This window comes from Mesorhizobium sp. Cs1299R1N3 (assembly GCF_037179625.1).
GTDB lineage: Bacteria > Pseudomonadota > Alphaproteobacteria > Rhizobiales > Rhizobiaceae > Mesorhizobium > Mesorhizobium salmacidum.
On sequence record NZ_JAPYKQ010000008.1, the window covers coordinates 53,390 to 78,962 of the forward strand.

Annotated in this window: 22 protein-coding genes and 2 pseudogenes; 19 read left to right on the forward strand and 5 right to left on the reverse strand. The window is 62.6% G+C overall.

All coding sequences use genetic code 11. The features are described from left to right. Positions 1-6 precede the first annotated feature (6 nt). The 4 genes from O7B34_RS18400 (at position 7) to O7B34_RS18415 (ending at position 3,860) form a co-directional block, all read left to right on the forward strand. Complete coding sequence (locus O7B34_RS18400) at positions 7-900, forward strand: LysR family transcriptional regulator (protein WP_337147375.1); 894 nt, start codon at positions 7-9, stop codon at positions 898-900. A 154-nt stretch (positions 901-1,054) separates the two neighbouring features. Beyond that, complete coding sequence (locus O7B34_RS18405) at positions 1,055-2,713, forward strand: acyl-CoA synthetase (protein ID WP_337147376.1); 1,659 nt, start codon at positions 1,055-1,057, stop codon at positions 2,711-2,713. A 71-nt stretch (positions 2,714-2,784) separates the two neighbouring features. Continuing rightward, the gene (locus tag O7B34_RS18410; RefSeq protein WP_337147377.1) at positions 2,785-3,414 is read left to right on the forward strand and encodes a GntR family transcriptional regulator; all 630 of its coding nucleotides are present in this window, start codon (positions 2,785-2,787) and stop codon (positions 3,412-3,414) included. Beyond that, positions 3,411-3,860, forward strand: coding sequence for an OsmC family protein (locus tag O7B34_RS18415; RefSeq protein WP_337147379.1), 450 nt, complete (start codon positions 3,411-3,413; stop codon positions 3,858-3,860). The genes O7B34_RS18410 and O7B34_RS18415 overlap by 4 nt, the downstream gene beginning before the upstream one ends. Positions 3,861-3,939: 79 nt before the next feature. Here the strand turns inward: O7B34_RS18415 and O7B34_RS18420 are convergent. After that, positions 3,940-4,074: pseudogene (locus tag O7B34_RS18420) on the reverse strand (IS5/IS1182 family transposase); the annotation flags it as partial. Positions 4,075-4,148: 74 nt separating this feature from the next. Here O7B34_RS18420 and O7B34_RS18425 point away from each other — a divergent pair. The 6 genes from O7B34_RS18425 (at position 4,149) to O7B34_RS18450 (ending at position 10,605) form a co-directional block, all read left to right on the forward strand. Continuing rightward, entirely contained in the window at positions 4,149-4,940 is a 792-nt protein-coding gene (locus tag O7B34_RS18425) for an SDR family NAD(P)-dependent oxidoreductase (RefSeq protein ID WP_337147380.1), read from the forward strand. Positions 4,941-5,299: 359 nt separating this feature from the next. Next, positions 5,300-6,466, forward strand: coding sequence for a sulfite oxidase (locus O7B34_RS18430; RefSeq protein WP_337140109.1), 1,167 nt, complete (start codon positions 5,300-5,302; stop codon positions 6,464-6,466). 422 nt (positions 6,467-6,888) lie between these two features. Further along, positions 6,889-7,629, forward strand: coding sequence for an ATP-binding cassette domain-containing protein (locus O7B34_RS18435; RefSeq protein ID WP_337140217.1), 741 nt, complete (start codon positions 6,889-6,891; stop codon positions 7,627-7,629). Between the two features lie 55 nt (positions 7,630-7,684). Continuing rightward, complete coding sequence (locus O7B34_RS18440) at positions 7,685-8,746, forward strand: ABC transporter permease (RefSeq protein WP_337147381.1); 1,062 nt, start codon at positions 7,685-7,687, stop codon at positions 8,744-8,746. A 52-nt stretch (positions 8,747-8,798) separates the two neighbouring features. Beyond that, positions 8,799-9,803 (forward strand): sugar-binding protein, encoded by a 1,005-nt coding sequence (locus O7B34_RS18445; protein WP_337147382.1) that lies wholly within the window; start codon positions 8,799-8,801, stop codon positions 9,801-9,803. Positions 9,804-9,855: 52 nt separating this feature from the next. Next, positions 9,856-10,605: a glucose 1-dehydrogenase gene (locus tag O7B34_RS18450; RefSeq protein ID WP_337147384.1), complete on the forward strand. Its 750-nt coding sequence runs from the start codon at positions 9,856-9,858 to the stop codon at positions 10,603-10,605. A gap of 67 nt (positions 10,606-10,672) precedes the next feature. Here O7B34_RS18450 and O7B34_RS18455 read toward each other — a convergent pair. After that, a pseudogene (locus O7B34_RS18455) lies at positions 10,673-10,916 on the reverse strand (LysR family transcriptional regulator); the annotation flags it as partial. Between the two features lie 118 nt (positions 10,917-11,034). Between O7B34_RS18455 and O7B34_RS18460 the strand changes: the two are divergent. Beyond that, a complete protein-coding gene (locus O7B34_RS18460; protein ID WP_337147385.1) occupies positions 11,035-11,574 on the forward strand; it encodes a hypothetical protein in 540 nt (179 codons plus the stop codon). Positions 11,575-12,271: 697 nt separating this feature from the next. On the opposite strand, the gene O7B34_RS18465 is transcribed toward O7B34_RS18460, so the two are convergent. Continuing rightward, positions 12,272-13,162: a LysR family transcriptional regulator gene (locus O7B34_RS18465; protein WP_337147386.1), complete on the reverse strand. Its 891-nt coding sequence runs from the start codon at positions 13,160-13,162 to the stop codon at positions 12,272-12,274. Between the two features lie 191 nt (positions 13,163-13,353). Between O7B34_RS18465 and O7B34_RS18470 the strand changes: the two genes are divergently transcribed. Both O7B34_RS18470 and O7B34_RS18475 read left to right on the forward strand, forming a co-directional pair. Beyond that, positions 13,354-14,289 (forward strand): DMT family transporter, encoded by a 936-nt coding sequence (locus O7B34_RS18470; protein WP_337147387.1) that lies wholly within the window; start codon positions 13,354-13,356, stop codon positions 14,287-14,289. Positions 14,290-14,336: 47 nt separating this feature from the next. Further along, positions 14,337-15,059, forward strand: a complete 723-nt coding sequence (locus O7B34_RS18475; protein WP_337147388.1) for a haloacid dehalogenase type II — start codon at positions 14,337-14,339, stop codon at positions 15,057-15,059. 54 nt (positions 15,060-15,113) lie between these two features. Here O7B34_RS18475 and O7B34_RS18480 read toward each other — a convergent pair whose 3' ends face one another. Beyond that, positions 15,114-17,123 (reverse strand): ABC transporter ATP-binding protein/permease, encoded by a 2,010-nt coding sequence (locus tag O7B34_RS18480; RefSeq protein WP_337147585.1) that lies wholly within the window; start codon positions 17,121-17,123, stop codon positions 15,114-15,116. Positions 17,124-17,297: 174 nt separating this feature from the next. Here O7B34_RS18480 and O7B34_RS18485 point away from each other — a divergent pair, with 174 nt between their 5' ends. The 6 genes from O7B34_RS18485 to O7B34_RS18510 all read left to right on the forward strand — a co-directional run bounded on the left by O7B34_RS18485 (position 17,298) and on the right by O7B34_RS18510 (position 24,487). Beyond that, on the forward strand, positions 17,298-18,182 hold the full coding sequence (locus tag O7B34_RS18485; protein ID WP_337147389.1) for a hypothetical protein: 885 nt from the start codon (positions 17,298-17,300) through the stop codon (positions 18,180-18,182). Positions 18,183-18,350: 168 nt separating this feature from the next. Then, positions 18,351-20,243, forward strand: a complete 1,893-nt coding sequence (gene htpG / locus O7B34_RS18490; protein WP_337147391.1) for a molecular chaperone HtpG — start codon at positions 18,351-18,353, stop codon at positions 20,241-20,243. Between the two features lie 265 nt (positions 20,244-20,508). Continuing rightward, the gene (locus O7B34_RS18495; RefSeq protein ID WP_337147392.1) at positions 20,509-21,345 is read left to right on the forward strand and encodes an ABC transporter permease; all 837 of its coding nucleotides are present in this window, start codon (positions 20,509-20,511) and stop codon (positions 21,343-21,345) included. Positions 21,346-21,358: 13 nt separating this feature from the next. Further along, on the forward strand, positions 21,359-22,201 hold the full coding sequence (locus O7B34_RS18500; RefSeq protein WP_084636714.1) for an ABC transporter permease: 843 nt from the start codon (positions 21,359-21,361) through the stop codon (positions 22,199-22,201). Further along, entirely contained in the window at positions 22,198-23,340 is a 1,143-nt protein-coding gene (locus O7B34_RS18505) for an ABC transporter substrate-binding protein (protein WP_337147394.1), read from the forward strand. Before O7B34_RS18500 ends, O7B34_RS18505 begins: the two co-directional genes overlap by 4 nt. After that, positions 23,333-24,487, forward strand: a complete 1,155-nt coding sequence (locus tag O7B34_RS18510; RefSeq protein ID WP_337147395.1) for an ABC transporter ATP-binding protein — start codon at positions 23,333-23,335, stop codon at positions 24,485-24,487. Before O7B34_RS18505 ends, O7B34_RS18510 begins: the two co-directional genes overlap by 8 nt. Positions 24,488-24,506: 19 nt before the next feature. Here the strand turns inward: O7B34_RS18510 and O7B34_RS18515 are convergent, their stop codons facing one another. After that, positions 24,507-25,487, reverse strand: coding sequence for a GlxA family transcriptional regulator (locus O7B34_RS18515; RefSeq protein WP_337147396.1), 981 nt, complete (start codon positions 25,485-25,487; stop codon positions 24,507-24,509). Between the last annotated feature and the right edge of the window lie 86 nt (positions 25,488-25,573).

The following is a 25,573-nucleotide window of genomic DNA, read 5'->3' on the forward strand; positions in this document are numbered from 1 at the left end:
AAGGTCATGGATCGGCTCGACACGATGCGGCTCTTCGTTCGCGTGCTGGAGCGGCGCAGCTTCACCGCTGCCGCCGCCGATCTCGGCCTGCCGCGCTCGACCGCGACGGAAGCGGTCCGGCGGCTGGAAGAGCATCTTGGCGCGCGGCTGCTGGAGCGCACGACGCGCCAGGTGAACGCCACGCAGGACGGCGAGGCCTATTACCGGCGCTGCCTGTCGATCCTGGCCGAGATCGAGGATGCCGAGGCCGCCTTCCGCGATGCCGAGCCGTTCGGCCTGCTGCGCATCGACGCCAGCACGCTGCTCACCCGCACCTTCCTGTTGCCGCGCCTGCCGGAATTTTTAAGCCGCTTTCCCCGCATCGATCTGCAGATCGGCCAGGGCGACCGGCTGGTCGACCTCGTGCGCGAGGGTGTCGACTGCGTCATCCGCGTCGGCGAACCGCCCGACAGCGGCATGATCATGCGGCGCCTTGGCGTGATCCGCGAGATGACCTGCGCCAGCCCCGTCTATCTCTCTCGCCACGGCACGCCCGCCTCCCCCGATGCGCTGGATGGCCATCAGGCGATCGGCTTCGTCTCCTCGCGCACCGGCGAAGTGCTGCCCTTCGAATTCACCGTCGCCGGCAAGACGCGCGAGGTCAGGCTGCCCGGCCGCGTCGCCGCCAACAATTCCGACACCGCCGCCGACCTCGCGCGGCTCGGCCTCGGCCTCATCCAGGCGCCGCGCTATCGCTTCGAGAAGGACCTTGCCGACGGCACGCTGGTCGAAGTGCTGGCCGAGTACCCGCCTTCGCCGACACCGCTGTCGGCGCTCTACCCGCAGAACCGGCAGCTCTCGCCGCGCCTGCGCGTCTTCCTCGACTGGGCGGCACGCATCTTCGCCGAGGCGAACTTGTAAGAGCAATTCCAGGAAAAGTGTGTAGCGGTTTTCCGTCCGGAATTGCGTCAACACAAAGGAACTGGCACCCGCCGTTGCCCATCGGCGCCATCTGGTGTCAATGTCGCCGCGACAGTGCGCCATGGGACATGGAGCGCCGTCAGGGAGGATTTCCATGACCACGACACAGACCGGCTTGCCGCGCTATGACGATGCCGTTGCGGGCTTTCGTATCGAGGATGAGATCGCCAGACTGCAGGGCGACCCCGCGACCGGCATCAACGCCTATGTCGAATGCTGCGGCCGGCACACCGGCGGAAACCGCCTGGCGCTGCGCGCCATCTCAGCCGGGGGCGAACTCAGCGAATTCAGCTTCGACGATCTCGCCGACATGTCGGGTCGTGTCAGCACTCTGCTGAAGCAGTTGGGCGTCGGCCCCGGCGATGTCGTTGCCGGCATGCTCCCGCGCATACCCGAACTGGTGGCGCTGATCCTCGGCGCCTGGCGCATCGGCGCCGTCTACCAGCCGCTGTTCACCGCCTTCGGCCCGAAGGCGATCGAGCATCGCCTCGGCTACAGCGCGGCTAAGCTGGTGGTGACCAATCCCGCCAATCGCGGCAAGCTCGACGAGGTCGCGAACCCTCCGCAAATCGCTGCCATCCTCGGCGCTGGCGATGCGGTGGCTGAAGGCGACATCGATTTCCGCACCGCCCTCGCCGCCGCCTCCCCCGACTGCGAGCCGGTGATGCGCAAGGGCGAAGACCTGTTCATGATGATGTCGACCTCGGGCACCACGGGCCTGCCCAAGGGCGTGCCGGTGCCGCTCAGCGCGCTCATGGCCTTCGGCGCCTATATGCGCGATGCGATCGGCCTGCGCCCCGACGACATCTTCTGGAACATCGCCGATCCCGGCTGGGCCTACGGCCTCTACTACGCCATTACCGGCCCTCTGCTGCTCGGCATCGCCACCACCTTCAACGAAGGCGTCTTCACCGCCAACAGCACCTATGACGTCATCGAGCGGCTCGGCGTCACCAGCCTTGCCGGCTCGCCCACCGCCTTCCGCCTGCTGCTCGCCGAAGGCCCCGAGGCGGCCGCGCGTGTAAAAGGCCGGCTGCGCGTGGTGAGCAGCGCCGGCGAGCCGCTCAACCCGGAAGTGATCCGCTGGTTCGACGCCCATCTCGCCGCGCCAATCCATGACCATTACGGCCAGACCGAGAACGGCATGATGGTCAACAACCACCATGGCCTCGCGCACCCTGTCCGCGCCGGCTCCGCCGGCTTCGCCATGCCGGGCTACCGCATGGTGGTCCTCGACGACGCCGGCAACGAACTCGGTCCCAACCAGCCCGGCATCCTTGCCGTCGACACCGCCAACTCGCCGCTGGGCTGGTTCGGCGGCTACCACCAGGCCGAAACCCCGGCCATTTCAGGCGGCTACTACCGCACCGGCGACACGGTCGAATACGAGCCGGACGGCTCGGTCTCCTTCATCGGCCGCGCCGACGACGTCATCACCTCGTCAGGCTACCGCATCGGCCCCTTCGACGTCGAAAGCGCGCTGATCGAACACCCCGCGGTCAACGAGGCCGCAGTGGTCGGCGTGCCCGACCCGCAACGCACCGAAATCGTCAAGGCCTTCGTCATCCTGGCGCCCGCCTACCAAGGCAGCCCGGAACTTGCCGAGGAACTGGCGCAACATGTCAGAAAACGCCTCTCGGCCCACGCCTATCCCCGCGAGATCGACTTCGTCGGGGAATTGCCGAAGACGCCGAGCGGCAAGATCCAGCGGTTTCTGCTGCGGAAGGCGGAGGTGGAGAAAAGGAAGGGGTGAAGGGGGCGCGACGACGCATTTGAAGCTGATTAGCGCTTGACCAACTCCGAGCTACCATACTATTTGGATCCATGGATCCAAAGTCTATTTTCAACGAGCTGCAAGACGAGATTGAGTCAGGTGAATTGGCACCAGGCTCGGTTCTCAAGCAGGAATCGATCGCCGAGCGTTTCGGGGTGAGCCGCCAGCCAGTCAGACAGGCCCTGGACCGCTTGCTCGGAAGTGGCCTGGTCGTGCGGCGACCCGATCGAAGCCTGGCGGTGGCGATCCTCTCAGAACGGGAGGCGACTGAACTTTGCGAACTTCGGGCCATTTTGGAGGTCGCTGCCTTGCAGCAGTCTGTGCCGGGACTTCAGCCTTTCGCCTTGCGTAAGGCTGAGAGGCTCAACGACGAGCTATTCGCGGAATACGATCCGTCGCGGATTCTGGAGCTCGACCAACAGTTTCACCTCGCCCTGTACAGCGGTTGCACGAATACTCGATTGCTTAAGACCGTCGGAGACCTTCGGCGAGAATCCCGGCGGTCAACCCTTCACCAAGAGCGTGGCGCCCAGGAGCGAATTGATTTCTTCGAGGAACACGCGGCGATCGTTGCCGCTTGTGCGAGGCTCGATTTCGACGCGGCTGCGCAGCATCTTCGCCGCCATTTAACCCGGACGACCGCAAGGCTTCTTTCCATTCCGACAAAGGATCAATCATGAAAATGACCGTCGAGGTGCACTGGGAGCGAGAAGGAGCAGTATTTACCGACAAGCGCTACAGCCGCGCACACGTTTGGCGCTTCGACGGAGGCCAAGTGGTCCCGGCCTCGGCTTCGCCGCATATCGTTCCGCTTCCTTATTCAGTGGAAGCCAACGTCGATCCGGAGGAGGCCTACATCGCGGCGATTTCCAGTTGCCATATGTTGACTTTTCTCTCGATCGCGGCGCCCCGGGGAATCGTCATCGAGAGCTATACCGACAAGGCGATCGGCGTGATGGAGAAGGTGGACGGACGATTGGTTGTCAGCCGCGTTGACCTCAATCCAACCATTGTCTACGCGGGGAAGAAGCCAACCGCCGCGACAGAATCGGAACTGCACCACTCGGCGCATGAACAGTGCTTCATTGCCAATTCCGTGAAGACGGAAATCCAGGTCGTCACTTGAGAGAGGCATTCGGCGGCATGGCGAAGGGCTCAAAAGCCACCAGGGCGTAGACTCATTGCCGCGTAACCAGATGCGGATTTGAGACGAGTTTGAGGGCGGCGAGATAGTTCTCGGCCAGCTTGTCGTAACGGGTGGCAATACGGCGGACCTGCTTGGCCTTATTGAAGAAGCGCTCGACGAGGTTGCGCGCCTTGTAGAGGAAGGGGCTGAAGCAGATCGGGTCCTTGCTGGACCGAAGAAGCGCAACGCGCAGCGGTCTCGTGCGGTATGTCTATCTGGAGGCATTTCATGAAACTCCATTTCGGCCTGACAGGCAGAAACTATCTCGTTACTGGCGCGAATTCGGGCATCGGCCGTGCGATTGCGATCGCACTCGCCGGGCAAGGTGCTAAGGTCGCCATCCACTATCTTCCTGCCTCTGCTGGGTTCTCCCGAGGGGCACATACCGTCCTTGGTGAGGATGCGGCCTCTGAGGTTGTGGAAACTATTCGTCAGCTCGGGGGTAAAGCCGTTACCGTTGCGGCCGATCTCTCCGTCGACAATGAGATCGCCGCGCTTGTATCCGAGGCTGAAGGTGCAATCGGCGCACTTGACGGGCTGGTAAATAACGCTGCTGTCTGTGAGCTGCCTGACAGTTTGATCGACGCGGATTTCGGGCGCTATCGTCGGCACTATGACGTCAATCTCGCCGCCCCCTCGATGCTTATGGCGGATTTCGCCCGTCGCATCATGTCCAGGCGGGGATCGGGAGGGCGCATTGTCAATATCAGCACCGACGCTGCCCGCGCCTTCCCTCACCAAGTCTTTTACGGAACCAGCAAGGCTGCTTTGGAGGCAATGACCAGAGCGGCGGCGATCGAACTGGGGCCATCCGGCATTGCCGTAAACGCAGTGGCTCCAGGCCCCGTTCAAACCGGCTACATCGATGATGCGCTGGAACAGCAAGTGCTGCCCTCCATCCCATTGCGTCGATTGGGTAAGCCAGACGACATAGCCGATGCGGTGATGTTTCTGCTGAGTGACGCATCGTCGTGGGTTACAGGACAAGTCATTCAGGTTGCCGGTGGCCACGCGCTTTGACGGGCACAATTATTCGACAGCTTTCGCGACGCGGCAAAGCAGTCGGTCCGCTTTCCACCCCATTTCGCCCCCGGACGGGAAGGCCGCAATCATCGTTTGTTAATTAGCGAATCCTTATGTTTGTCCTCGCCACGAGCGCACATAAGGCGTACGTTCGCGGATCGCTGGCTGGGACCTGATAGAGCCTGCGACTGAGAGCGGGAGAATCCGCCTAAGACACGGCGCGCTTCTAGCTCGCCACATTCCGAGCGCTCTCAAGATTGCCCGCCTCGGCCGGCCTCTCCCTTGTGCGATTCCGGCCGCTGTCACTTTTATGCCTGGAGGAGAAAACAGCTTTTCACACTGGAGGAGGAACCATCATGCATCATCTTGCACGCCGCGAATTCATCGTTCAAGGCAGCGCGGCCGTTGCCGCACTGGCGGTCTTCAATTCACAGTTTGCCCACGCCTTTCCAAGCCGGGCGGGTGAGACAGTGATCCCGTGGCTAGACCAGCCGCAGCCCAATCCCGTTCCCGCGGTCATCAAGAGCCAGCTTGTCTGGGAGGATATGGATTCCTGGGTGACACCCAATGACAAGTTCTTCAGCATCGCTCATTTTGATCGGCCAAGCATTGATGTGAATGCCTGGAAGCTGGAAATCGATGGGCTGGTGAAGAAGCCTCTGAGCCTGTCGCTCGCCGACCTCAAGGCGCGGCCGCGCCAAGAAGTGGCTTTCACGGTGGAATGTTCGGGCAATCATGGCTTTCCATTCTTTACCGGCGGCATTGGCAACGCCCGCTGGGCTGGCACGCCGCTCGCCGCCATACTTGAAGAGGCAGGGGTCAAGGAAAACGGCATCGAAGTTGTTTTCTGGGGCACTGATGTCGGTGACATCGCGCTCAAGGACAATAACCGCGACGTCAAGATGCACCAGAATTTCGCCCGCAGCATGTCGCTCGCCGATGCGACCAATCCCAACAACATCCTCTGCTACGAGATGAATGGGGCCGCCCTGCCGCAACCCAACGGTTCACCGGTACGGCTCATCGCTCCCGGATGGTATGGCATCGCCAACGTCAAGTGGCTCAAGCGCATTGAGATACGCAATACGCGCTTCATGAGTCAATTGATGGCACGAGACTACGTCACCATCCGCGAGGAAGAGCACCATGGCGAGACGGTGTGGGCCGAGACCTCGGTCGGCCGTGCATTGCTGAAGTCGGCGCCCGCCAGAGTGACGCGTAGCGATGCCGGATACCGGATCAGCGGTGCGGCCTGGGGCGCCCCGATAGCCAAGGTCGAAGTGAAGGTTGATGACGGCCCATGGATTGAAGCGACGATAGACCATGGTGAAGAAGCCGAATTCGCCTGGAAGGTGTGGTATCTCGACTGGAAAGACCCGGCAAAGGGCGAGCACTCGGTCACCTCGCGCGCCACTGATACGGCGGGACAAATCCAGCCTGCCATGGATGATCCATGGATTGCCAAAAAACACACATACTGGGAAAGCAACGGCCAGATCACGCGTCGGATCGGCATTGTTTGAGAAGGTCTACCAGTAGGCCGTACACCTCACGAGAGGATCGATTTGACCTCATGCCGAACATGGGGTCATTTCGTCACTGTCGAGCAAGCGTATCCGCGTGAGCGGGACGGCCTTCCGCTTAGAGGCCCAAAGCTGCACTTCGTGTAGCGGATAGGTGGGTCCGGTTTTGGCCGGAAGCTGGCGGCTTCCAGTGTCAGGTGTAAGTGAGCCGACATTCTGCTCGGAGCAAGCTTGTTGAGATCGCAATCCGAATAGCGGCATGGGCTGAAATCAATCCGCTAGGCCGAACCTCTCCCGCCGTCTCAGTTAAGGTGATCGCCGGAAATCCTGATCCAATAAATCATTGTGTTGAAAGCGTTTCGCTGATTAGCTGTCCTGCATATGGCCGGGACAATTGGCAATGTTGTCCGGAGAGGACCGCGATGCCGGTACTTGAGGTTCGCCACGTCTCCAAGAATTTTGGGGCCATCCAGGCCCTGACGGACGTTAGCTTCCAAGTGGAGCGAGGCGAAGTCGTGGGGCTGATGGGGGACAACGGTGCCGGCAAGTCGACAATAGTCAAAACGGTGGCCGGGAATTTCCCGCCGAACGACGGCGAAATTGTCGTGGACGGCGAGGTTTGTCACTTCCATAAACCCGTCCAAGCGCGGGCCAAAGGTATCGAAGTCGTCTATCAGGATCTTGCGCTCGCCGACAATTTGACGGCCGCGCAGAACGTCTTTCTTGGCCGCGAGATGAAGAAGGGCTTCTGGCCAATCAAGGTGCTCGATAAACAGGCGATGATCGAGCGTTCGGCATCGCTGTTCAAGGAACTGAAATCGGAAACCCGGCCGAGCGACCTCGTCAGGAAGATGTCGGGTGGGCAGCGTCAGGCGGTAGCCATCGCGCGGACCCGGCTTTCAAACGCCAAGCTGGTGCTGATGGACGAACCGACCGCCGCTATTTCGGTGCGTCAGGTGGCGGAAGTGCTTGAATTGATCCGACGCCTCAAAGCGCAAGGGGTTGGCGTCATGTTGATCAGCCATCGCATGCCTGACGTTTTCGCTGTCTCAGATCGCATCATTGTGCTCAGGCGGGGTTCGAAGGTTGCCGACAAGGATGCCGGCGAGACGTCACCGGAGGAAATCACTGGACTAATAACGGGGGCCATCCGTGGCGAATAGTGCTCGGGAGACAGTTAGTGTCAGGGAGTCCGCCCGGGAAACCAGCCGACCGGGCATGTCTGAGTTCGTCCCCACCAAGGAAAAGACCGCGCTCCAAAGTGTGATGTCAAGTCAGCCCTTCTGGGTGACGATCGCGCTCATTGCACTCGTCACCTGGATGACTGCCATGGAACCGAGCTTCGGGACTTCCGAAAACGCCGCCAACGTCACGCGCAACCTCGCACCTTTCGGCATCATGGCGCTCGGCATGACGGTGGTGATCATTACTGGTGGCATCGATCTGTCGGTCGGCTCGATCATGGGCCTTGTGGTCATTGTCGCCGGCCTGTTTCTGACCTGGCACTATCCCTGGTACGTGGCCTTCGCCATCGGCCTTTTCGCCGGTATGGCTTGCGGCGCGGTCAATGGTTTCTTCGTCGCTTATGTCGGAATGCCATCCTTCGTGGTCACCCTCGGCATGCTGTCCGCGGCGCGCTCGCTCGCGGTCGTATTCTCGGCCAACCAAATGCTCTACCAATTCGGGCCCGATGCTCCAATCGTGAAAGCGATCGGTCAGTGGAGATGGCCGCTGCATGGGCCCGAGCACTGGGCACCGCACTGGATACCAGAACTGTCATCGCAATTCTGGACCATGGTGGTTCTGGCCCTCATCGTCGGCTTCGTGTTCAATTTTACTGCCTGGGCCCGGCATCTCTTCGCCATCGGCGGCAATGAGGACGCGGCACGGCTCACCGGCGTTCCGGTCGACTGGATCAAATTCGAGGCCTACGTCTTCTCGGCTTTCACCGCCTCGCTCGCCTCTCTCCTGCTCCTCGGCTACAACGGCTCAGCCATCAACGCCATGGGCCAGGGGTACGAGTTGCGCGTGATCGCCGCGACGGTCATTGGCGGCGCCAGCCTCATGGGCGGCGCCGGCACGGCCTTCGGTGCGATCATCGGTTCAGCCTTCCTGGAGGTGATCAGGAACGCTCTGCTGATGGCCGGCATCGATTCAAATTGGCAGGGTGCCTTCGTCGGCGCCTTCATCGTTCTTGCGGTTCTCCTGGGCATGCAAACCGGCGGCAAATCCATTCTCGCCAAGTCGCTGGCCGTCTTGATGCCCAAGAAAAGCCGCTAGAAACCCGCCGGCGGGAGGCCTGCGGGACATTCAGCTAGGAGGAGAACGTGGCATGAAAAAACATCTGCTGACGGCGGCCGTGGCGCTTGGCGCAATGGTGCTCGCCGTTTCCGGCGCCCAGGCGAAATATACGTTCGCCCTGGTACCGAAGAACATGAACAATCCCTTTTTCGACCAGGCACGCGACGGCTGCAAGAAGGCCGAAGCTGAATCGAAGGGCGCCGTGGAGTGCATGTATATAGGCCCCGGCGAGCATGGCGGCGGCGACGAGCAGGTTCAGATCGTGCAGGATCTCGTAGCCAAGAAGGTGGACGGCATCGCCGTGTCGCCATCGAATGCCGCGGCGATGGCGGTTGCGCTGCAGGCCGCCAAGGAAGCCGGTATCCCGGTGCTCACCTGGGATTCCGACCTCCTGCCCGAGAACAAGGATCTTCGCGTCGCCTATATCGGCACCCACAATTATGAGATCGGTGTGAACCTTGCCAAGCTGGCCATGCAGGTCAAGCCCAAGGGGGGCACGATCTGCATCCAATCGGGCGGCGCGGCGGCGGCCAACCACAATGAACGCATGCAGGGCATTCGCGACACGCTTTCGGGCACCAAATCGGCCGCCTCGCCCGGGGACCGGCTAACCGGCCAGAACGGCTGGACCGAAATCGAAGGCTGTCCGCTCTATACCAACGATGATTTTCCTCTTTCGGTGCAGCAGTTTGAAGACATCATGGCGAAGAACCCGAATCTCGACGCGTTCATCCCAACCGGTGGCTTCCCGCAGTTCATCCCCGACGCCAACCGTGCTGCGGTCGCACCGTACAAGGACAAGATCGCCAAGAAGGAACTGGCGCTGGTCGTTGCCGATACCTTGCCCACGCAAATTGAACAAATGAAGGAAGGATACTCCCTCGGGCAGGTTGGCCAGCGCCCGTTCGAAATGGGCTACAAGACGATGATGGCACTGAAGGATATGAAGGACGGCAAGGCTCCGCCGGCTGACCCGACCTACACGGGCCTCGACGTTTGTACTCCACAGACAGCGGATACCTGCGTCGCCAAATAGTGCTTTGCCTAAGGGCGGGAGGAAACTCCCGCCCCTTGCTACAGGAACCTCTATGTCGCAATTGTTCTCGCTCAAGGGCCGTGTCGCATTGGTGACGGGCGCTTCGCGTGGCCTCGGCTTCGCCATGGCCAAGGCACTTGCCGAGAACGGCGCGACGGTGATCGTCAATGCCCGCGACATCCACGCCCTGTCAGCAGCGGCGGAGAGGATCGGTGCCGAAGCCCTGCCGTTCGATGTCACCGATGCGGCGATCTCGAAGGCATCGCTCGAAGGAATAGTCGAACGCCATGGCCGCCTGGATATTCTGATCAACAACGCTGGCATCCAGCATCGCAGGCCGTTGGTGGAATGGGAGGACGAGGATTTCGACAGGGTGATTGCCGTCAATCTTTCGTCCTGCTTTCGAATGATACGCGACGCCGTGCGCTTGATGCTGCCCAACAAGTTTGGGCGTATCATAAACACCGGATCGGTTGCGGGGATCCTTGGCCGTCCCACCATTCATGCCTATGTTGCCGCGAAGGCGGGCCTGCATGGATTGACACGCTCCACCGCAGCTGAGATGGGCCGTCACGGCATCACGATCAACGCGATCGCGCCCGGGTATTTCGCAACGGAACTCAACACCGCGCTAATGAACGACGAAGCCTTCACCAAATGGGTCGAAGCGCGGACCCCTGCAGGCCGCTGGGCCCGGGCTGAGGAGCTCGGTGGAGCCGCGGTGTTTCTCGCCTCAGATGCTGCCGCCTACGTCAATGGACATGTATTGGCCGTCGACGGCGGTCTATCGGTTTCGCTCTGAACCGCTAACTGCTTTCACCCGTCTGTCGGGGCGTGTGCCAGGGCGATAGAGATCGCCTGCCACCAAAAATTGCCGAAGCCCTCGAGCATTCGAACACGATCTCGAACACCGTTCCCTCATCCCTGGCCGAGATCGAGGCCCCAACGCCGATAGAAGCAGTTGTCGTCGAAGGACAGGAACGGGAACGGGTCCCCTTTCGCCAGGATCAGTTCGGGCGACTTCACCCAATGCAGGCTCTCGCGGAAGAGCAGGATGTCGGTGGGCCGGACCTCATGCTGGAACACCCGGATGATGGCCGCATCGAGCGCCCCCCAACAGGAAACTTCCGAGACCGCAGAGAGCGCGGCATCATCATGATTGCGATCGGAAGGAACAATGCGGAAAGGGCCTCGTTGGTGGGGTGGCACGTTTGCTTGCAGGTTGCTGCTGATGAAACTCGAGGACGAAGCCCGCCACAAATCCGAGGATGTGGACAATGCCGTCCTCACGGACGTCGTGCTTGCCTTGCAGCGGCGGGTCGAGGTGAACCACGACTTCGACATTCCCTATCTTGCCGGTTACAGCGAGGATGGGCGAACCGTCTATATCGACCGCCACTTACCGCGCACCATGACGTCGCAAGGCCGGGCCGTAAGGCTTGAGCCCTTTTTGGTCACCCACGAGGTGGTCGAGAAATCGCTCTTGGACAAATTGCGACTTCACTATCTGCATGCCCACCAAATAGCGCTGCGGACGGAGCGAGATGCCGTCCGCGCAGCCCGTGTTTCATGGCAGGCCTACCAGGCCCTGATGAAGAGCAGCGAGAAGCCCATCGACGAGGAGAAGGTGAAGGCCGTCCCTCACGACCTCGACCTGACACCCTATCGAGATTTGAAAGATTTTTCGGTGCTGGACCGGTTGGTCAAAGCGGCCCAGGGATCGAAAGACAGGGACAGATCGCAGCCGTCCGCGAAGAACCGCGCCAGATGATGAGCGGGTGAATGGGGAGGGCTTGGCCTCCTTCCCTGTCAACGCGACTGACAGGGTTCGTCGAGCTGACCAACGGCTCAACCGTAGCTACCGATAGTAGTGCCTGTGATGTCGTCTGTGGTGGTGATGCCGGTGCGGGTAATAGTACCGGTGATAATACCTGTGGTGGTATCGGAAGTACGGTCGATATGGCTGGTAATACGAGCCGTAGTATGGGCCGTAATACGGGTTGTAATAGGGCCGGTAAGGGAATGGCGGGCCTCCGAAACCACCAAAAAAACCACCGAACGGTGAGAACAGGAATTGCGCCTTGGTTGGTGAAGTCACAGCGGCTGTGGCAGCAAGCGCGAGCACAGATGCCAATATCAGCTTTCTCACGGTTACCTCCATTAGTTCGAGGTTAAATAACGCGAACGCCGGCTGACTCGTTCCTTGCGTTCCGCAACCCATCATCCCAGCTGTTGCGGTGTGAAATTCAAAAGGCCGCGCAGGAAGCGGGCTGTTGCGGATTGACTGAGGCGGCGCGGGCAAGGCGTTGAGGCGCCACGCTCCCGTTTCGCCGACAGCTCGGATCAGCGATTGACATCGCGCATGTCATGGATGCTGCGCAAAGCAGATGTCCAGCATCGATCGGCTCAAGGCGAGAAAAGCGAGACTTTCTTGCACTCCAGAACGCCCACGCCTCTCCGCCATCCCCTCACACCGCGATCTGCAGCGTCCCGTGGCGTCTCACCTCGGCCTCGATCTCCTTCACCAGCGTCTCTAGCGCGGGGTTGCGGGGGTTGCGGGCGCGGCGGATGACGTAGGCGAGGTCCGGAGGCTTGGGAAACTGCTTGTCGGCGATCTCCATGCCGGGCTGCAGGTGCCGTTGGCTGAGCAGCGCGACGCCGAGCCCGGAGGTCACGCCGGCGATGATGCCGGCCGCGCTCGAACATTCGAACACGATCTCGAACACCGTTCCCTCGTCCTGGCTGATATCGAGGCCCCAACGGCGATAGAAGCAGTTGTCGTCGAAGGACAGGAACGGGACCGGATCGCCTTTCGCCAGGATCAGCTCGGGCGACTTCACCCAATGCAGGCTCTCGCGGAAGAGCAGGATGTCGGTGGGCCGGACCTCGTGCTGGAACACCTGGATGATGGCCGCGTCGAGCGCCCCCTCGCCCAGCAGCTTCTGCAAGGCCAGGCTCATGCGCACTTGCGTGCGCACGCTCACCTCAGGGTAGAGCCGGCGAAACCGGCCAAGAATGCGCGACAGGTCCGTGCAGGTCGTATCCTCGGTCATCCCCAACGCGATCTTGCCTTGCAGCGTGCTTTTCGACAGGCTCAGGATCGCCTCGTCATGGATGCCCAGGATGCGCCTGGCATAGCCCAGCAGATCCTGCCCCGAACTGGTGAACATCGGCGCATTGGCCTTGCGGCTGAGGATTTCGCAGTCGAGGCTCGCTTCCAGCCGCCTGATCTTATGGCTGACGGCCGACTGCGACAGGCCCAGCACCTCGGCCGCGCGGGTGACGCCGCCATGTTTCTCGATCGCCACCATCGCCCGCAAGGCATCGACATCCAGGCGGCGGCTCATCACTCCAGCCATGACAATCCTCGTTTGAAACGAAAGCAGCGGCCCAAATCCTCGCGTAGAACCTGTTCGCAGGCAAATTGATATGCCAGATTTCGTGGCAATTTCATGAATGCATCGAAATTTGTCATGTGCAAACGCGTGCGTACCGCCATAAGTCCGCCCCGGCACCCATTCAACCCCGCACCCATTCAACGAATGACCGCATGACGCTCCCGAAACATCAGCCCCATCGCCTGGCCTGGCCGCTTATGGCGGCCGCGCTGGTCGTCAGCTGGAGTTCCGGCTTCGTCGGCATCCGCTACGCCAGCGAGAGCGCCGATGTCATGCTGGTCCTGTTCTGGCGGACCTTGATGTCGGGACTGATCCTTCTGCCCTTCGCGCTCATGGTCGGGCCGCGCATCGGCGCGCGCGCCCTGATGCGGCAGATGGCGTTCGGCGTGGCGATGATGTTCCTCTATCTCGGCGGCTTCGCGCTTGCCATCGGCCAGCGCGTACCGACCGGCCTGGTCGCGCTGATCTCCGACCTCGTCCCCCTCGCCATCGCGGCACTGTCGCAGCCCATCCTGGGCCACCGGCTGACATCGAGGCAATGGACCGGAACGGCTCTTGGAGTGCTCGGTGTGCTGATCGTCTCGCTCAACAGCCTCAGCCTCGGAACGGCGCCGGCCTGGGCATACATTGTGACCATCGCTTCCATGATGGTCTTCGCCTTGGCGACCGTGCTGCAGAAACGGATGGGGACGATCGACATGCCCATCCACCAGGGCCTGTGCATCCAATGCCTGACGGCGGCGATGCTTTTTGCCGCCTGCGCCGGCTGGAATGGCGGACTGATGCCGCCGCTCGATGGCCGGTTCGGGTTCGGCATCGCCTGGCTGGTGCTGTTTTCGACCTTCTTCTGCTACGGCGTCTACTATGTGAGCCTGCGCCTCCATAGCGCCGCGCAGGTCAGCAGCGTGATCTATCTCAGCCCGCCGGTGACGATGCTCTGGGCCTGGCTGCTCTTCGGCGAGCCGCTTTCGGCGGCGATGGTCCTCGGCCTTGCGGTGACGCTGTTCGGCGTCTGGCTGACGTCGCCGCGCGGCACGGTATCCAAGGGCGAGACAAGTCCAGGCCTGATCGGGCAACCGGCCGATTGATCGTGATCCCGCACCAAACCGACCATGGATCCAAAGGAGTGAACCCCATGAAGCTGACTGATTTCAAGGCGCTGACCTTCGACTGCTACGGCACCCTCATAGATTGGGAAACCGGCATGATCGAAGCCCTGAAGCCGCTGACCGGACGGGTTGGCCGCGGCCTCGGCCGCGACGAGATCCTGCAGGCGCACGCAAGGCATGAATCCAGCCAGCAGAACTGGACGCCGCAGAAACGCTACTGCGATCTTCTCGCTGTCGTCTACAAACGGCTCGCCGAGGAATGGGGCGTCGTGGTCACGGCGGAGGAATGCATCGCCTATGGCCAAAGCGTGAAGGACTGGCCGGCCTTTGCCGACACCGCCGCCGCCCTGCAATACCTCAAGAAGCACTACAGGCTGGTCATCCTCTCCAACGTCGACAATACGAGCTTCTCCTTCAGCAACAGGAAACTCGGCGTCGATTTCGATGCGGTATACACGGCGGAGGACATCGGCTCCTACAAGCCATCGTCCCGGAATTTCGACTATATGCTTGAAAAGCTTGCGACGCTCGGGATTGGCGACAAGGAGGTCCTGCACACGGCCGAAAGCCTGTTCCACGACCACACCGTCGCCAACCGGCTGGGCCTGGCATCGTGCTGGATTCACCGCCGGCACGCCGATCAGGGTTTTGGGGCCACGATGCATCCCGGCGACATGCCGAAGGTGGACTTCCGCTTCGACAGCTTGGCCGACCTCGCGAAGGCGCATAGGGAGGAATTGCGCGGCTGATGGCGGAGCCGCCGGGCATCCCGTGCGCTGAAATCAGAACTCGCCCGACGGCCATCAATTCTTTTTACGGGCGGCGCCGCGCTTTTCGGCCCGCCCACCGGAACCCCACAAGGCGCGGCCGAGCAAGCCCCTGCGCCTGCGCGGGACAAGATCGATATCGCTGACGAGCTTGGCGCCGCCCTTGCGCCGCTCGAGCGTGATCTTGCGGCTGTGGAACGCCTCCAGTTCGGCCCGATGCGCTACGCTCAAGATGGTCACATTGGGCAATTCCTGGATGATGGTCTCCATCATCCGGTCCTGGCTCTTCTCGTCGAGTGCCGCCGTTGCCTCATCCAGCACGATGATGTCGGGCGCGTGCAGGAGGAGCCGCGCGAAGGCCAGCCGCTGCTTCTCGCCGCCCGACAGGGTCTGGTCCCATGGCGCCTCTTCGTCGATCCGGTCGCCGAGATAAGCGAGCCCCACCTTGTCGAGGGCGGCCCTGATCTGTGGAACCGTCCAGTCGTCGGCGGCACCTGGATAGGCGGCCGCCCGGCGCAGCGTGCCCGAGGGAATGTAGGGACGCTGCGGCAGCATGAACAGGCGCTTGCCGGGGTGGAAATCGACGCTGCCGCCACCCCACGGCCACAGCCCAGCTATCGCCCGCACCAGCGTGCTCTTGCCCGTACCGGATTCACCGGCCACCAGCAGCCGCTCGCCCGGTTGGATCACGACCTCGGTTTCCTTGACCACGGCGGTGCCGTCATCGAGCGACACGGAGAGATCGTTGAGGCTGAGCATCGTATCGTCCTTGGTCTGGCCGCGAGTGATGCGCCCGAGCGCGTCGCTCTCTTCCGCGCGCTCGAGCCCGTCGAGCGACATCATCAGCGAGGCGATGCGCCGTGCCGAGGCGTTCCAGTCGGCGAGACGCGGGTAGTTGTCGACCAGCCATCCGAACGCGCCCTGGACGATGGCAAAGGCCGATGCCGCCTGCATGACCTGCCCGAGCGACATCGAGCCCTCGAGGAATTTTGGCGCGCACAAAAGCACCGGCACCACGGGCGCGAACAGGCTCGATCCCTGCGAGACCAGCGCCGTGCGCATGTGCTGGCCCGCAAGCATCGCCCACCGCTTCAGCACGCCGGCGAAGGTCCTGTCGATGCCGCTGCGTTCCTCCTGCTCGCCGCCGAGCAAGGCGATGCTCTCGCCGTTTTCGCGCACGCGCATCAGCGTGTAGCGAAATTCCGCTTCCGCCTGGTTCTTCTGCTCGGAGAGTTCGACGAAATGCCGGCCGATGACCACCATCGAGGTGGAAGTGATGGCCGCATAGATGACCGCGGTGACGACGAGGAAGCCTGGAATGGTGATGCTGGCCCCGCCGATCGGCAGCGTCAGCGCGCCGCCGATCGTCCACAGCACGACGATGAAGGTCGAGGCCGCCAGGAAGGCGTTGAGCACGCCGGAGACGAAATCGACGGGCGATTCGGTGGCGATCCGCAGATCGTCGGCGATGCGGGCCTCCGGGTTCTGGTGATCGCCGCTGACGAGATTGAGCTGGTAGTAGCGGCCATTGGTGAGCCAGCGGCCGATGACCGATGTGGTGAGCCAGGAGCGCCAGCGCCGCTGGATGGTCATGCGCAGATAAACCTGCGCGACGACGAGGCTGGCGCTTCCAAGCACCAGCGGCACGAACACGGCGCTCAGGAAGTAGACGGTCGGTGCATTGCGCTGTTCGATGGCGTCGAAGATCGAGCGGTTCCAGACATTGATCCCGTACTGGAAGCCGACATTGACGCAGATCATAATCAGGAGTCCGATCGTGAATGGCCAGGCGAGCTTGTCGCCGCGCCGGCTCCAATAACCGCGCGCGCTGATCCAGAAACGCTTCAGCAGATATTTCTTGCGCGCCTGCTCGGCCTGTTCGGGGCTCAGTTGCGGATCGGGTTCCCCCGCCGCTGGCGGCGGTGCGGCCTCGCCCACGACCTCGGAGGCGGCCTCGACATCGGGTGCCTTCTCCCGGCGGGGCTTCCTGGCACCGTTTGGCTTGGCGCCGCCGGCCGGCTTCGGTTTGGGTTTGATGTCTGCCACAACGGCCATAACGGCGTGGAAATCGGAAGGTTTCATTGCCCTTCTCCATATGACGGCCTCCCACTGTGCGAAGGCTGTCCTGGTGCCCAGATATCTGCAACGCCTCGGCAGGCCTCACCGCCGCACAATCGCCACCAAGCCACGCGAAGAGCTTGTAAAAACGGAGGTTCCACGATGCGTCTGGTCTGGACTTTGGTGTTTGCGCTGGCAGCCGGTGCGGCCTATGCCGCTTCGCCGGAGGACGACTACATCGCCGCGCGCGACAAGGCGATATCAGCCATCGCCGCGATGGAAAGCGCGAACGCTCCCGTCGAGACACTCGATGCTGCCAGTGAAAAGGCCCGCGCCGATCTCGAACAGCGCCTTTCGGCGCTTCTCGGACCTTTCACGGTCAAGGGTTTTCCGGCGGCCCGCATGATCAACATCGAAAGCCTCAGTTCCTCCGATGTCGGCTTTGGCATGCTGGACGGGCTGCGCCACGGCACCGAGGACGGCCCCAGCATCGTGGTATCGACGCGCGGGCTGGTCGAGCGCTGGCTCCAATCGCGCGCCGCCGAGACGGACGCCGATCTCAAACTGCCCACCAGCTTCGACGCGGCGCTGAAGCTCGATGCCTTCTACACCCAGGCCATCGGCAGCGACGCCGCTTTCACAGGCACGCTCGACTTCACTCTGAAGACGCCCGATGGCGCCGACATGGCGATTGCCCGCCTCGGCGGCTGGGCACAGGATGTCGGGCCGAACTACGACCAGGAGGTCGTCGTCACGCTCGTTAGGGGCAACAGCGTCATGATCGCCGAGGCGCCCGCGACGCCCCCCGTCCCGAAGATCGCGGCCTGCGACGCGGTCTGGACCGCCGCCGACGCCGCCGCGCAGAAACTGGTCAAGCAAGCCACCGGCGACGGCGACGACAATACATCCGATGCCGCCGACGCCGCCTGGGCAAAAGGCGACAGCGACTTCCGCGCCTGCATGGCCAAGAACCTGCCCGACAACCCCGTCTTCCCCGCACTGCTTGCCCAGGCGCAGACGCTTGCCGACCACATGGCGGGCAAGTAGGGCGCCGACGCCAATTCTTGCCCCCTTGCGGCCCCCGCACCCCATGACGATATTGTCGGCGCGCTGGCCTTGCTGAACGCGGTTGCCAGCACGGTTGAAAATGGTTGAAAGGAAGTCCTGAACGCGCCATGGCGCGGCGGGCGGATGAACAGCGTGGGAAACTCGGCAATGACGACAGACACAAAAACGACGGAAACCAAGGCATTCGAGGCGGATGTTTCGCGGCTGCTGCACATGATGGTGCACTCGGTCTATTCCGATAAGGACGTCTTCCTGCGTGAACTGATTTCCAACGCCGCCGACGCCTGCGAAAAGCTGCGCTTCGACGCCGTCAGCCATCCGGAGTTGCTGGCCGACGATCCGAAACCGCGCATCTCGATATCGGCCGACGCCGACAGCAAGCTGATCACCGTCGAGGACAACGGCATCGGCATGAGCCGCGACGACATGACGGAGGCGCTGGGCACGATTGCGCGCTCGGGCACGCGCGCCTTCATCGAGCGCGTCGGCGCCGGCAATGTCAGCGAAGACACGCAGCTCATCGGCCAGTTCGGCGTCGGCTTCTACTCCGCTTTCATGGTGGCGACCCGCGTCGACGTCATCAGCCGCCTGGCGGGGAGCAACGAGGCCTGGCGCTGGTCGTCCGACGGTAAGGGTTCCTACGAGATCGCGCCCGCCCCGCTCGAAGCGGCACCCAAGCGTGGCACCCGCGTCGTGCTGCATCTGATGGACGATGCCGTGTCCTACACCGGATCCTACCGGCTCGAGCAACTGGCCAAGTCGCAGTCGGGCCACGTGCCGGTGCCGATCACGCTCATCGAGAAACCCGACGCCGAGGCGCGCGACATTGCCGATGGCACGGCCCTTTGGGTCAGGCCGAAGAGCGAGATCAAGCCCGAGGAATACACCGATTTCTACCGTGGCCTCTCCGGCCAGTATGACGAGCCGGCCGCCACCATCCATTTCCGCGCCGAAGGCCGGCAGGAATACAGCGTACTGGCCTTCGTGCCCGGCTCGCGTCCCTTCGATCTCTTCGACCAGGACCGCAAGGGCCGCATGAAGCTCTATGTGCGCCGCGTCTTCATCACCGACGAGGCCGATTTGTTGCCGCGCTACCTGCGCTTCATGCGCGGGCTGGTCGATTCCGCCGACCTGCCGCTCAACGTCTCGCGCGAGATGATCCAGGAAAGCCCGCTGCTGGCAGCGATCCGCAAGGGCCTGACCAACCGCGTGCTCGGCGATCTCGCCAAGCTGGCGGAGAACGAGGCCGAGGCTTATGCCAAAATCTGGGAGAATTTCGGCGTCGTCCTCAAGGAAGGGCTCTACGAGGATCATGAGCGGCGCGAGCAGCTCTTGAAGCTTGCCCGCTTCCGTTCGACCACCTCTGGCGAAAATTGGCGCGGCCTTGCCGATTATGTCTCGGCGATGAAGGAAGGCCAGAAGGCGATTTTCTTCATGGCCGGCGACGACCGCGCGCGGCTCGAAGCCTCGCCGCAGCTCGAAGGTTTTAGGGCACGCGGCATCGAGGTGCTGCTGCTCACCGATCCGGTCGACAGTTTCTGGACGTCGATGGCGCCGGAGTTCGACGGTAAGCCGTTCGAGTCGGTGACGCAGGGCGGGGCGGAGCTTTCCGACATCTCCTTGCTCGATGATGCGAAGAAGCCGGACACGGCGGCTACGCCCGAGGTCGATGGCTTCCTCGCTTTCGTCAAGACCGCTCTCGGCGATGCCGTGTCGGATGTGAAGCCTTCCGACCGCCTGACCGAAAGCGCGGTCTGCCTGGTCGCGCCCGAACATGGTCCGGACCGGCAGTTCGAGCGGCTGCTCAACGCCGCCGGCCGCCTCGACAAGACGGCCAAACCGATCCTCGAAATCAACCCCCGGCACGAGCGCGTGCTGGCGCTCGCCGGCCTCGGCGACGACGAACAGGCCTTCAAGGACGATGCCGCCCACCTTCTCTACGACGAGGCGCGCGTGCTCGACGGCGACAAGCCGGCCGACGCCAGGGCATTCTCGGAGCGCCTTGCCCGGCTAATCGCGCGCGGCATCTCGAAGGGCTGAGGCGCGTCGGCCAGCCGTCCTCGAGGTGTTTGTCGATCGAGGTTGCAAGACGGGGTTGCACAGCGACCCCGTCTATCGACAAATTTCGACGTCTCTCGCAGCCGGCGAGGCGTTGAAGTCCACTGGCTCAATCGCCGACTGTAGACATCGCGCCTCCAATCACCCAATCTCGGCACCGGGAACAAAACAGCGCTTCAAAGAAAGCGCGGACGTCCGGGTGCTCATGAAACGACGATGGACATTGTATGATCCACGGCTGGCCTGGATGCTCGTCGCGCCAGTGCTCCTGCTGCTGATCTTCTTCCTGGTGCTGCCGATCGCTGTGATGGGCGCCTACACCTTCTTCACCTTCGTCACCGCCGGCGTGGAAACGAGCGCGCTGACCACCGCGAACTGGCATGAATTCCTCACCGACAGCTACTATCACGGCTTCCTTCTGAAGACGTTGAGGGTCGGGGCCATGACGGCGCTGCTCTGCGGCGTGCTCAGCTATTTTCCCGCCTATTTCATCTGGGCCACGACCTTCAAGCACAAATGGCTGCTGCTGCTTTTGCTGATCGTGCCGTTCTGGATCAGCTTCACCATCCGCACCTTCTCCTGGATCAACATCCTGGGCGAACAGGGCGTCATCAACGTCGCGCTGCTCAAAATGGGCATCATCAACGAGCCGTTGCCGATGCTCTATAACGAGGGCGCGGTCATCCTGGGCATGCTGCATTTTCTGCTGCCCTACATGATCCTCAACGTCTATGTCAGCCTGGAGAGCATTGATCGCACGTTGATTTCGGCGGCCCGCTCGATGGGCTGCACGAGCGCGCAGGCGTTCCGAGAGGTCACGCTGCCGCTGTCGCTGCCAGGCCTGGCGGCGGGCCTGCTGCTCTGCTTCGTGCTGGCCGCCGGCAGCTATGTGACGCCGCAGCTTCTCGGCTCGGGCCGTGACGCGCTGTTCGGCAACCTGATTTACGACACCATCATGGGCGAGCTGAACTGGCCGATGGGCGCCACGCTTTCGATCGTGCTGTTCGTCGTGCTCGGCTTCTTCGCCGCCGTCTACACGCGCTACATGGGCATGTCGCAGATCGTCAAAGGGCTTGGCGGATGACAGGGCTTGGCGGATGAGAGGAACACGGCGCAAGCAGGAAGGCAGATGGGCCTGGCGGCTGACCGGCTTCGTCACGGTCTGCGTCTACATCTTCATGTTCGCGCCGATCGTGGCGACGGTGATCCTGTCGTTCAACGCCTCGATGTTCGGCGGCTTTCCGATGACCGGCTTCAGCCTGCAATGGTACGGCAAGCTGATGGCCAACGAGGCGGTGCTGGCCGCCTTCCGCACGTCCTTGTGGATCGCATTGGTCACGGCGATCGTCACCACCGCCATCGGCGTCACCACGGCATTTGCCTTGGTGCGCTTCGATTTTCGCGGCAAGCAGGCGCTGAGCACGCTGGTGATCCTGCCGGCGCTGGTGCCCGAAACCATCCTCGGCGTCGGCCTGCTGGTGCTGATCAAGGCGGTCGACCAGCCGAGGACCATGCTTCTCCTGGTGCTCGGCCATATCCTGCTTGCCGTGCCCTATGTGGTGCTGATCGCCCAGGCGCGCATGATCGGCATCCGGCGCGTCTATGAGGAGGCGGCGCTGTCGCTTGGCGCCTCGCGCTTTTCGTCCTTCCGCGAGATCACGCTGCCGCTGCTCATTCCGGCCGTGGTGGGCGGCGCGCTGCTCGCCTTCACCATCTCGTTCGACAACACCTCGGCCAGCCTGTTCTGGCGGCCGGCCGGTGTCGAGACCATGCCCACCCAGATCCTTTCCATGCTCAAGATCTCGATCAGTCCGGAAATCAACGCACTTGGCACCGTGATGATCCTGGTGACCGTCGGCATCCCGCTGATCGGCGGCCTGATCCTGCAAAGCCTGACAAAACTGAGAAGACGTGGCGAACCAAAGGAGGAAACACAATGAAACTCACCACCACCAAGCGGCTGGAACGGCTGCACGACCGATATGCCAATGGCGACCTGAGCCGCCGCACCTTCCTGACACTGACCGCCGCCGCGGCGGCATCGGCGGGCCTTTCCATGCCGTGGATGGGCCGGGCGCTCGCCGCTGTCCAGGAGGTTCGCTTCGACGGCTGGGGCGGCACGGTGCAGGACGCGATCGACAAGTTCGCCTTCCAGCCCTACACGACCAAGACCAAGATCAAGGTGGTCCAGGGTACGTTCGGCGACGAGGACGAGATCATCACCAAGATCAAGACCGCCAAGCCCGGCGACTACCAGGTCATCCATTCCTCGGGCGTCAACTACTACATCAAATATGTGAACGCCGGCCTGACCTCGGAGATCAACGAGGCCAACATTCCCAACATGGCGAATGTGCTGCAGCCGATGATCGAGCCGTTCCGCAAGCTGACGCCAAAGCTTTCGGCCATACCCTACGATTACGGCACGACGGGTATCGCCTACAACACCAAGGTGATCTCGCCCGAGGAAGCCAAGGAAAAAGGCGCGGCCCTGCTTCTCGACAAGAAATATGCCGGCAAGGTCGGCGGCTATTCCGACATGACGACGCGCGTCTGGTACGCGGCGCTCGCCACCGGGCAGGATCCCAACAACCTTAAGGACATGGACGCCATCTGGGCCAAGGTCCGCGAGACGCGCGACCTCGCCAAGAAGTTCTGGAGCTCCGGCGCGGAGCTGATGGACCTGCTTTCCAAGGGCGAGATCGTGGTGACCGATGCGTGGTCGGGCCGCGTCGCCGCGCTGCAGGACCAGGGCCATCCGATCGGCTATCTCGATCCGGCCGGTTCCTATGCCTGGATGGAGGACATGCTGATCCTGAAGGGCTCGCCCATGGCCGAGTGCGAGGAGCTCATCAACTTCATGCTCGACCCGGCGACCTCGATCGCGGTGGCCGAGGGCCAGAGCTATCCGCCGTCGCTCGACCCGAACAAGGTCAAGCTGACCGAGAAGATCAAGAAGCTGCCGGCGTTCGACAAGACCGGCACGATGAAGTCGCTGACCTTCGCCGATCCGACCTACTGGGCGACCAACGAGGACGCCTGGACCAAGCAGTGGAACAGGATTTCCAAAGGTGCCTGAAAGCCACGGCACGACACTCCATCCCCGGCCTGTCCTGGCCGGGGCAGCCGGCGCGAGCGCGGCCGCCGAGGCGAACAGCCCGGCGGTCGAGTTCCGCGACATCGACATCGCCTACGGCAAGTTCGTGGCGGTGCGCGATTTCTCGCTCTCGATCCGCAAGGGCAGCTTCGTCACCTTGCTCGGCCCCTCGGGCTGCGGCAAGACCACGATCCTGCGCTCCATCGCCGGCCTGGTCGATATTTCGGGCGGCCAGATCATGATCGACGGGCGGCGGGTCGACGACGTCCCGATCTACAAGCGCAACATCGGCCTGGTCTTCCAGAGCTACGCGCTGTTCCCGCACAAGAACGTGTTCGACAACGTCGCCTTCGGCCTGAAATACCGCAACGTGCCGAAGCCAGAGATCGCCCGCAAGGTCGGCAAGGCGCTCGAAATGGTGCGGCTGCCCGGCAGCGAGAAGAAGCTGCCGTCGCAGCTGTCGGGCGGGCAGCAGCAGCGCATCGCACTTGCCCGCGCCATCGTCTTCGAGCCGCAGGTGCTGCTGCTGGACGAACCGCTATCGGCGCTGGACGCCAACATGCGCGAGGAGATGCGCGTCGAGATCAAGAAGATCCAGAAGGAAACCGGCATCACCGCCATCTTCGTCACGCACGACCAGGAAGAAGCGCTCTCCATGTCGGATCGCATCGTGGTGATGAACGCCGGCGCGGTTGAGCAAATCGGGACCCCGCTGGAGGTCTATGAGACGCCGGCCACGGCCTTCGTCGCCGACTTCCTCGGCAAGGCCAACATGCTTGCCGGGACCGTGAGCAGGTCCGGCCAAGCGGTGGTGCTTGCCACCGGCCAGACGATCAACGTGGCTTGTCCAAGGCGGCTTGGCGACGGCAGCAAGGTCACCGTCGTGGTGCGGCCGCAGAAATTTTCGGTCGGTGCTGGAACGAGCGTCAACCGGCTCACTGGCCGTGTCGTCTCGGCCTCGTATCTGGGCGGCAGCGCAATCTACGAGATCGACATCGGCGGCAAGACCAGCCTCCGCGCCAACGCGCCGATCAATGGCCGTGTCCTTCGCGAAGGCGAGACGGCCGACCTCGGATTCGATCCCGAGGGCTGCGTTCTGCTCGACGAGGACGGCCAGCGGATTTCATAGGCGCCGCGCATAGCGGACTTCATTGTATCGTCGCGTCTCCGGGCCTGCGGTTGGGATGCCTGAGATGGGTTGGCGTGATGCCGGTCCGCTGGCGGAACACGCGGCTGAAATGGCCGGCATTGGTGAAGCCGCACCGGTAGGCGATTTCGCCGACCTGCAGGTCGCTGCCTTCCAGCAGCGACTTCGCATGGTGCACTCGTAACGCGAGATATGCCGCCATCGGGCCGATGCCCAATTCCAACCCGAAGAGCCGTTCGAGCTGGCGCCGCGAGCAGTTCAGGCGGGTCGCGATCTCGGCGACCGACAGCGTCTCCTGGAGGTTGCTCTCCATCAACAGCAAAGCGCGCTTCACCGCCCGGCTCGACGCCGCCGGAAACAGGTCGCCGACGGGCTGCACATCCCTGCTGCTTCTGATCCGGTCCAGCACCAGGATCTTGGCGGCCTTTTCCGCCGCCTTCTGGCCGATGAACTGGGACACGAAGTGGCCGGCAAGATCGGCGGCACCCGTGCCGCCCGCGCATGTCGAGCGGCCACGGTCGACGGAAAACAGGCTGTCGGCATGGGCGTTGACCTCCGGGAACCGGCTTCGGAAATCCTTGATGTGGAACCAGCTGACGGCGGCGCTATAGCCATCGAGCAGGCCGTAGCGCGCCAGCACGAAGCTGCCCGTGCAGAGCGCCGTCAGCGGCACCCCCTTCCCTGCTGCCCGCAACAGGAACGCCTCCTTTTCGGAACTCAGGCTGCGGTTGGTATCGAGCAGGCCGCCGACCACGACGACATTGTCGAAATCCTCCGGATTGCCGATCCCCCCGGTCGGCAGCAGTTCGACGCCGCAACTTGCCCGGATCGGCAGACCGCGTTCGCCGACGATCTCCCAGTCGAACTCTATCCTGCGGCTGCGATCGCCCTCATCGCCCGCCAGCCGCAGCGTGTCGATGAACAGCGACAGCGGCGACAGCGTGAAGTCGCGCACCAGGAGAAACGCAAACCGCCTAGCCATTGTTGTTCGGAACCGCCTTGTCTCAAGCTTATTCAGCCAGCATAGTATGCTGGAACACCGGACGATGTGTTTGCCAAAAGCGGCAC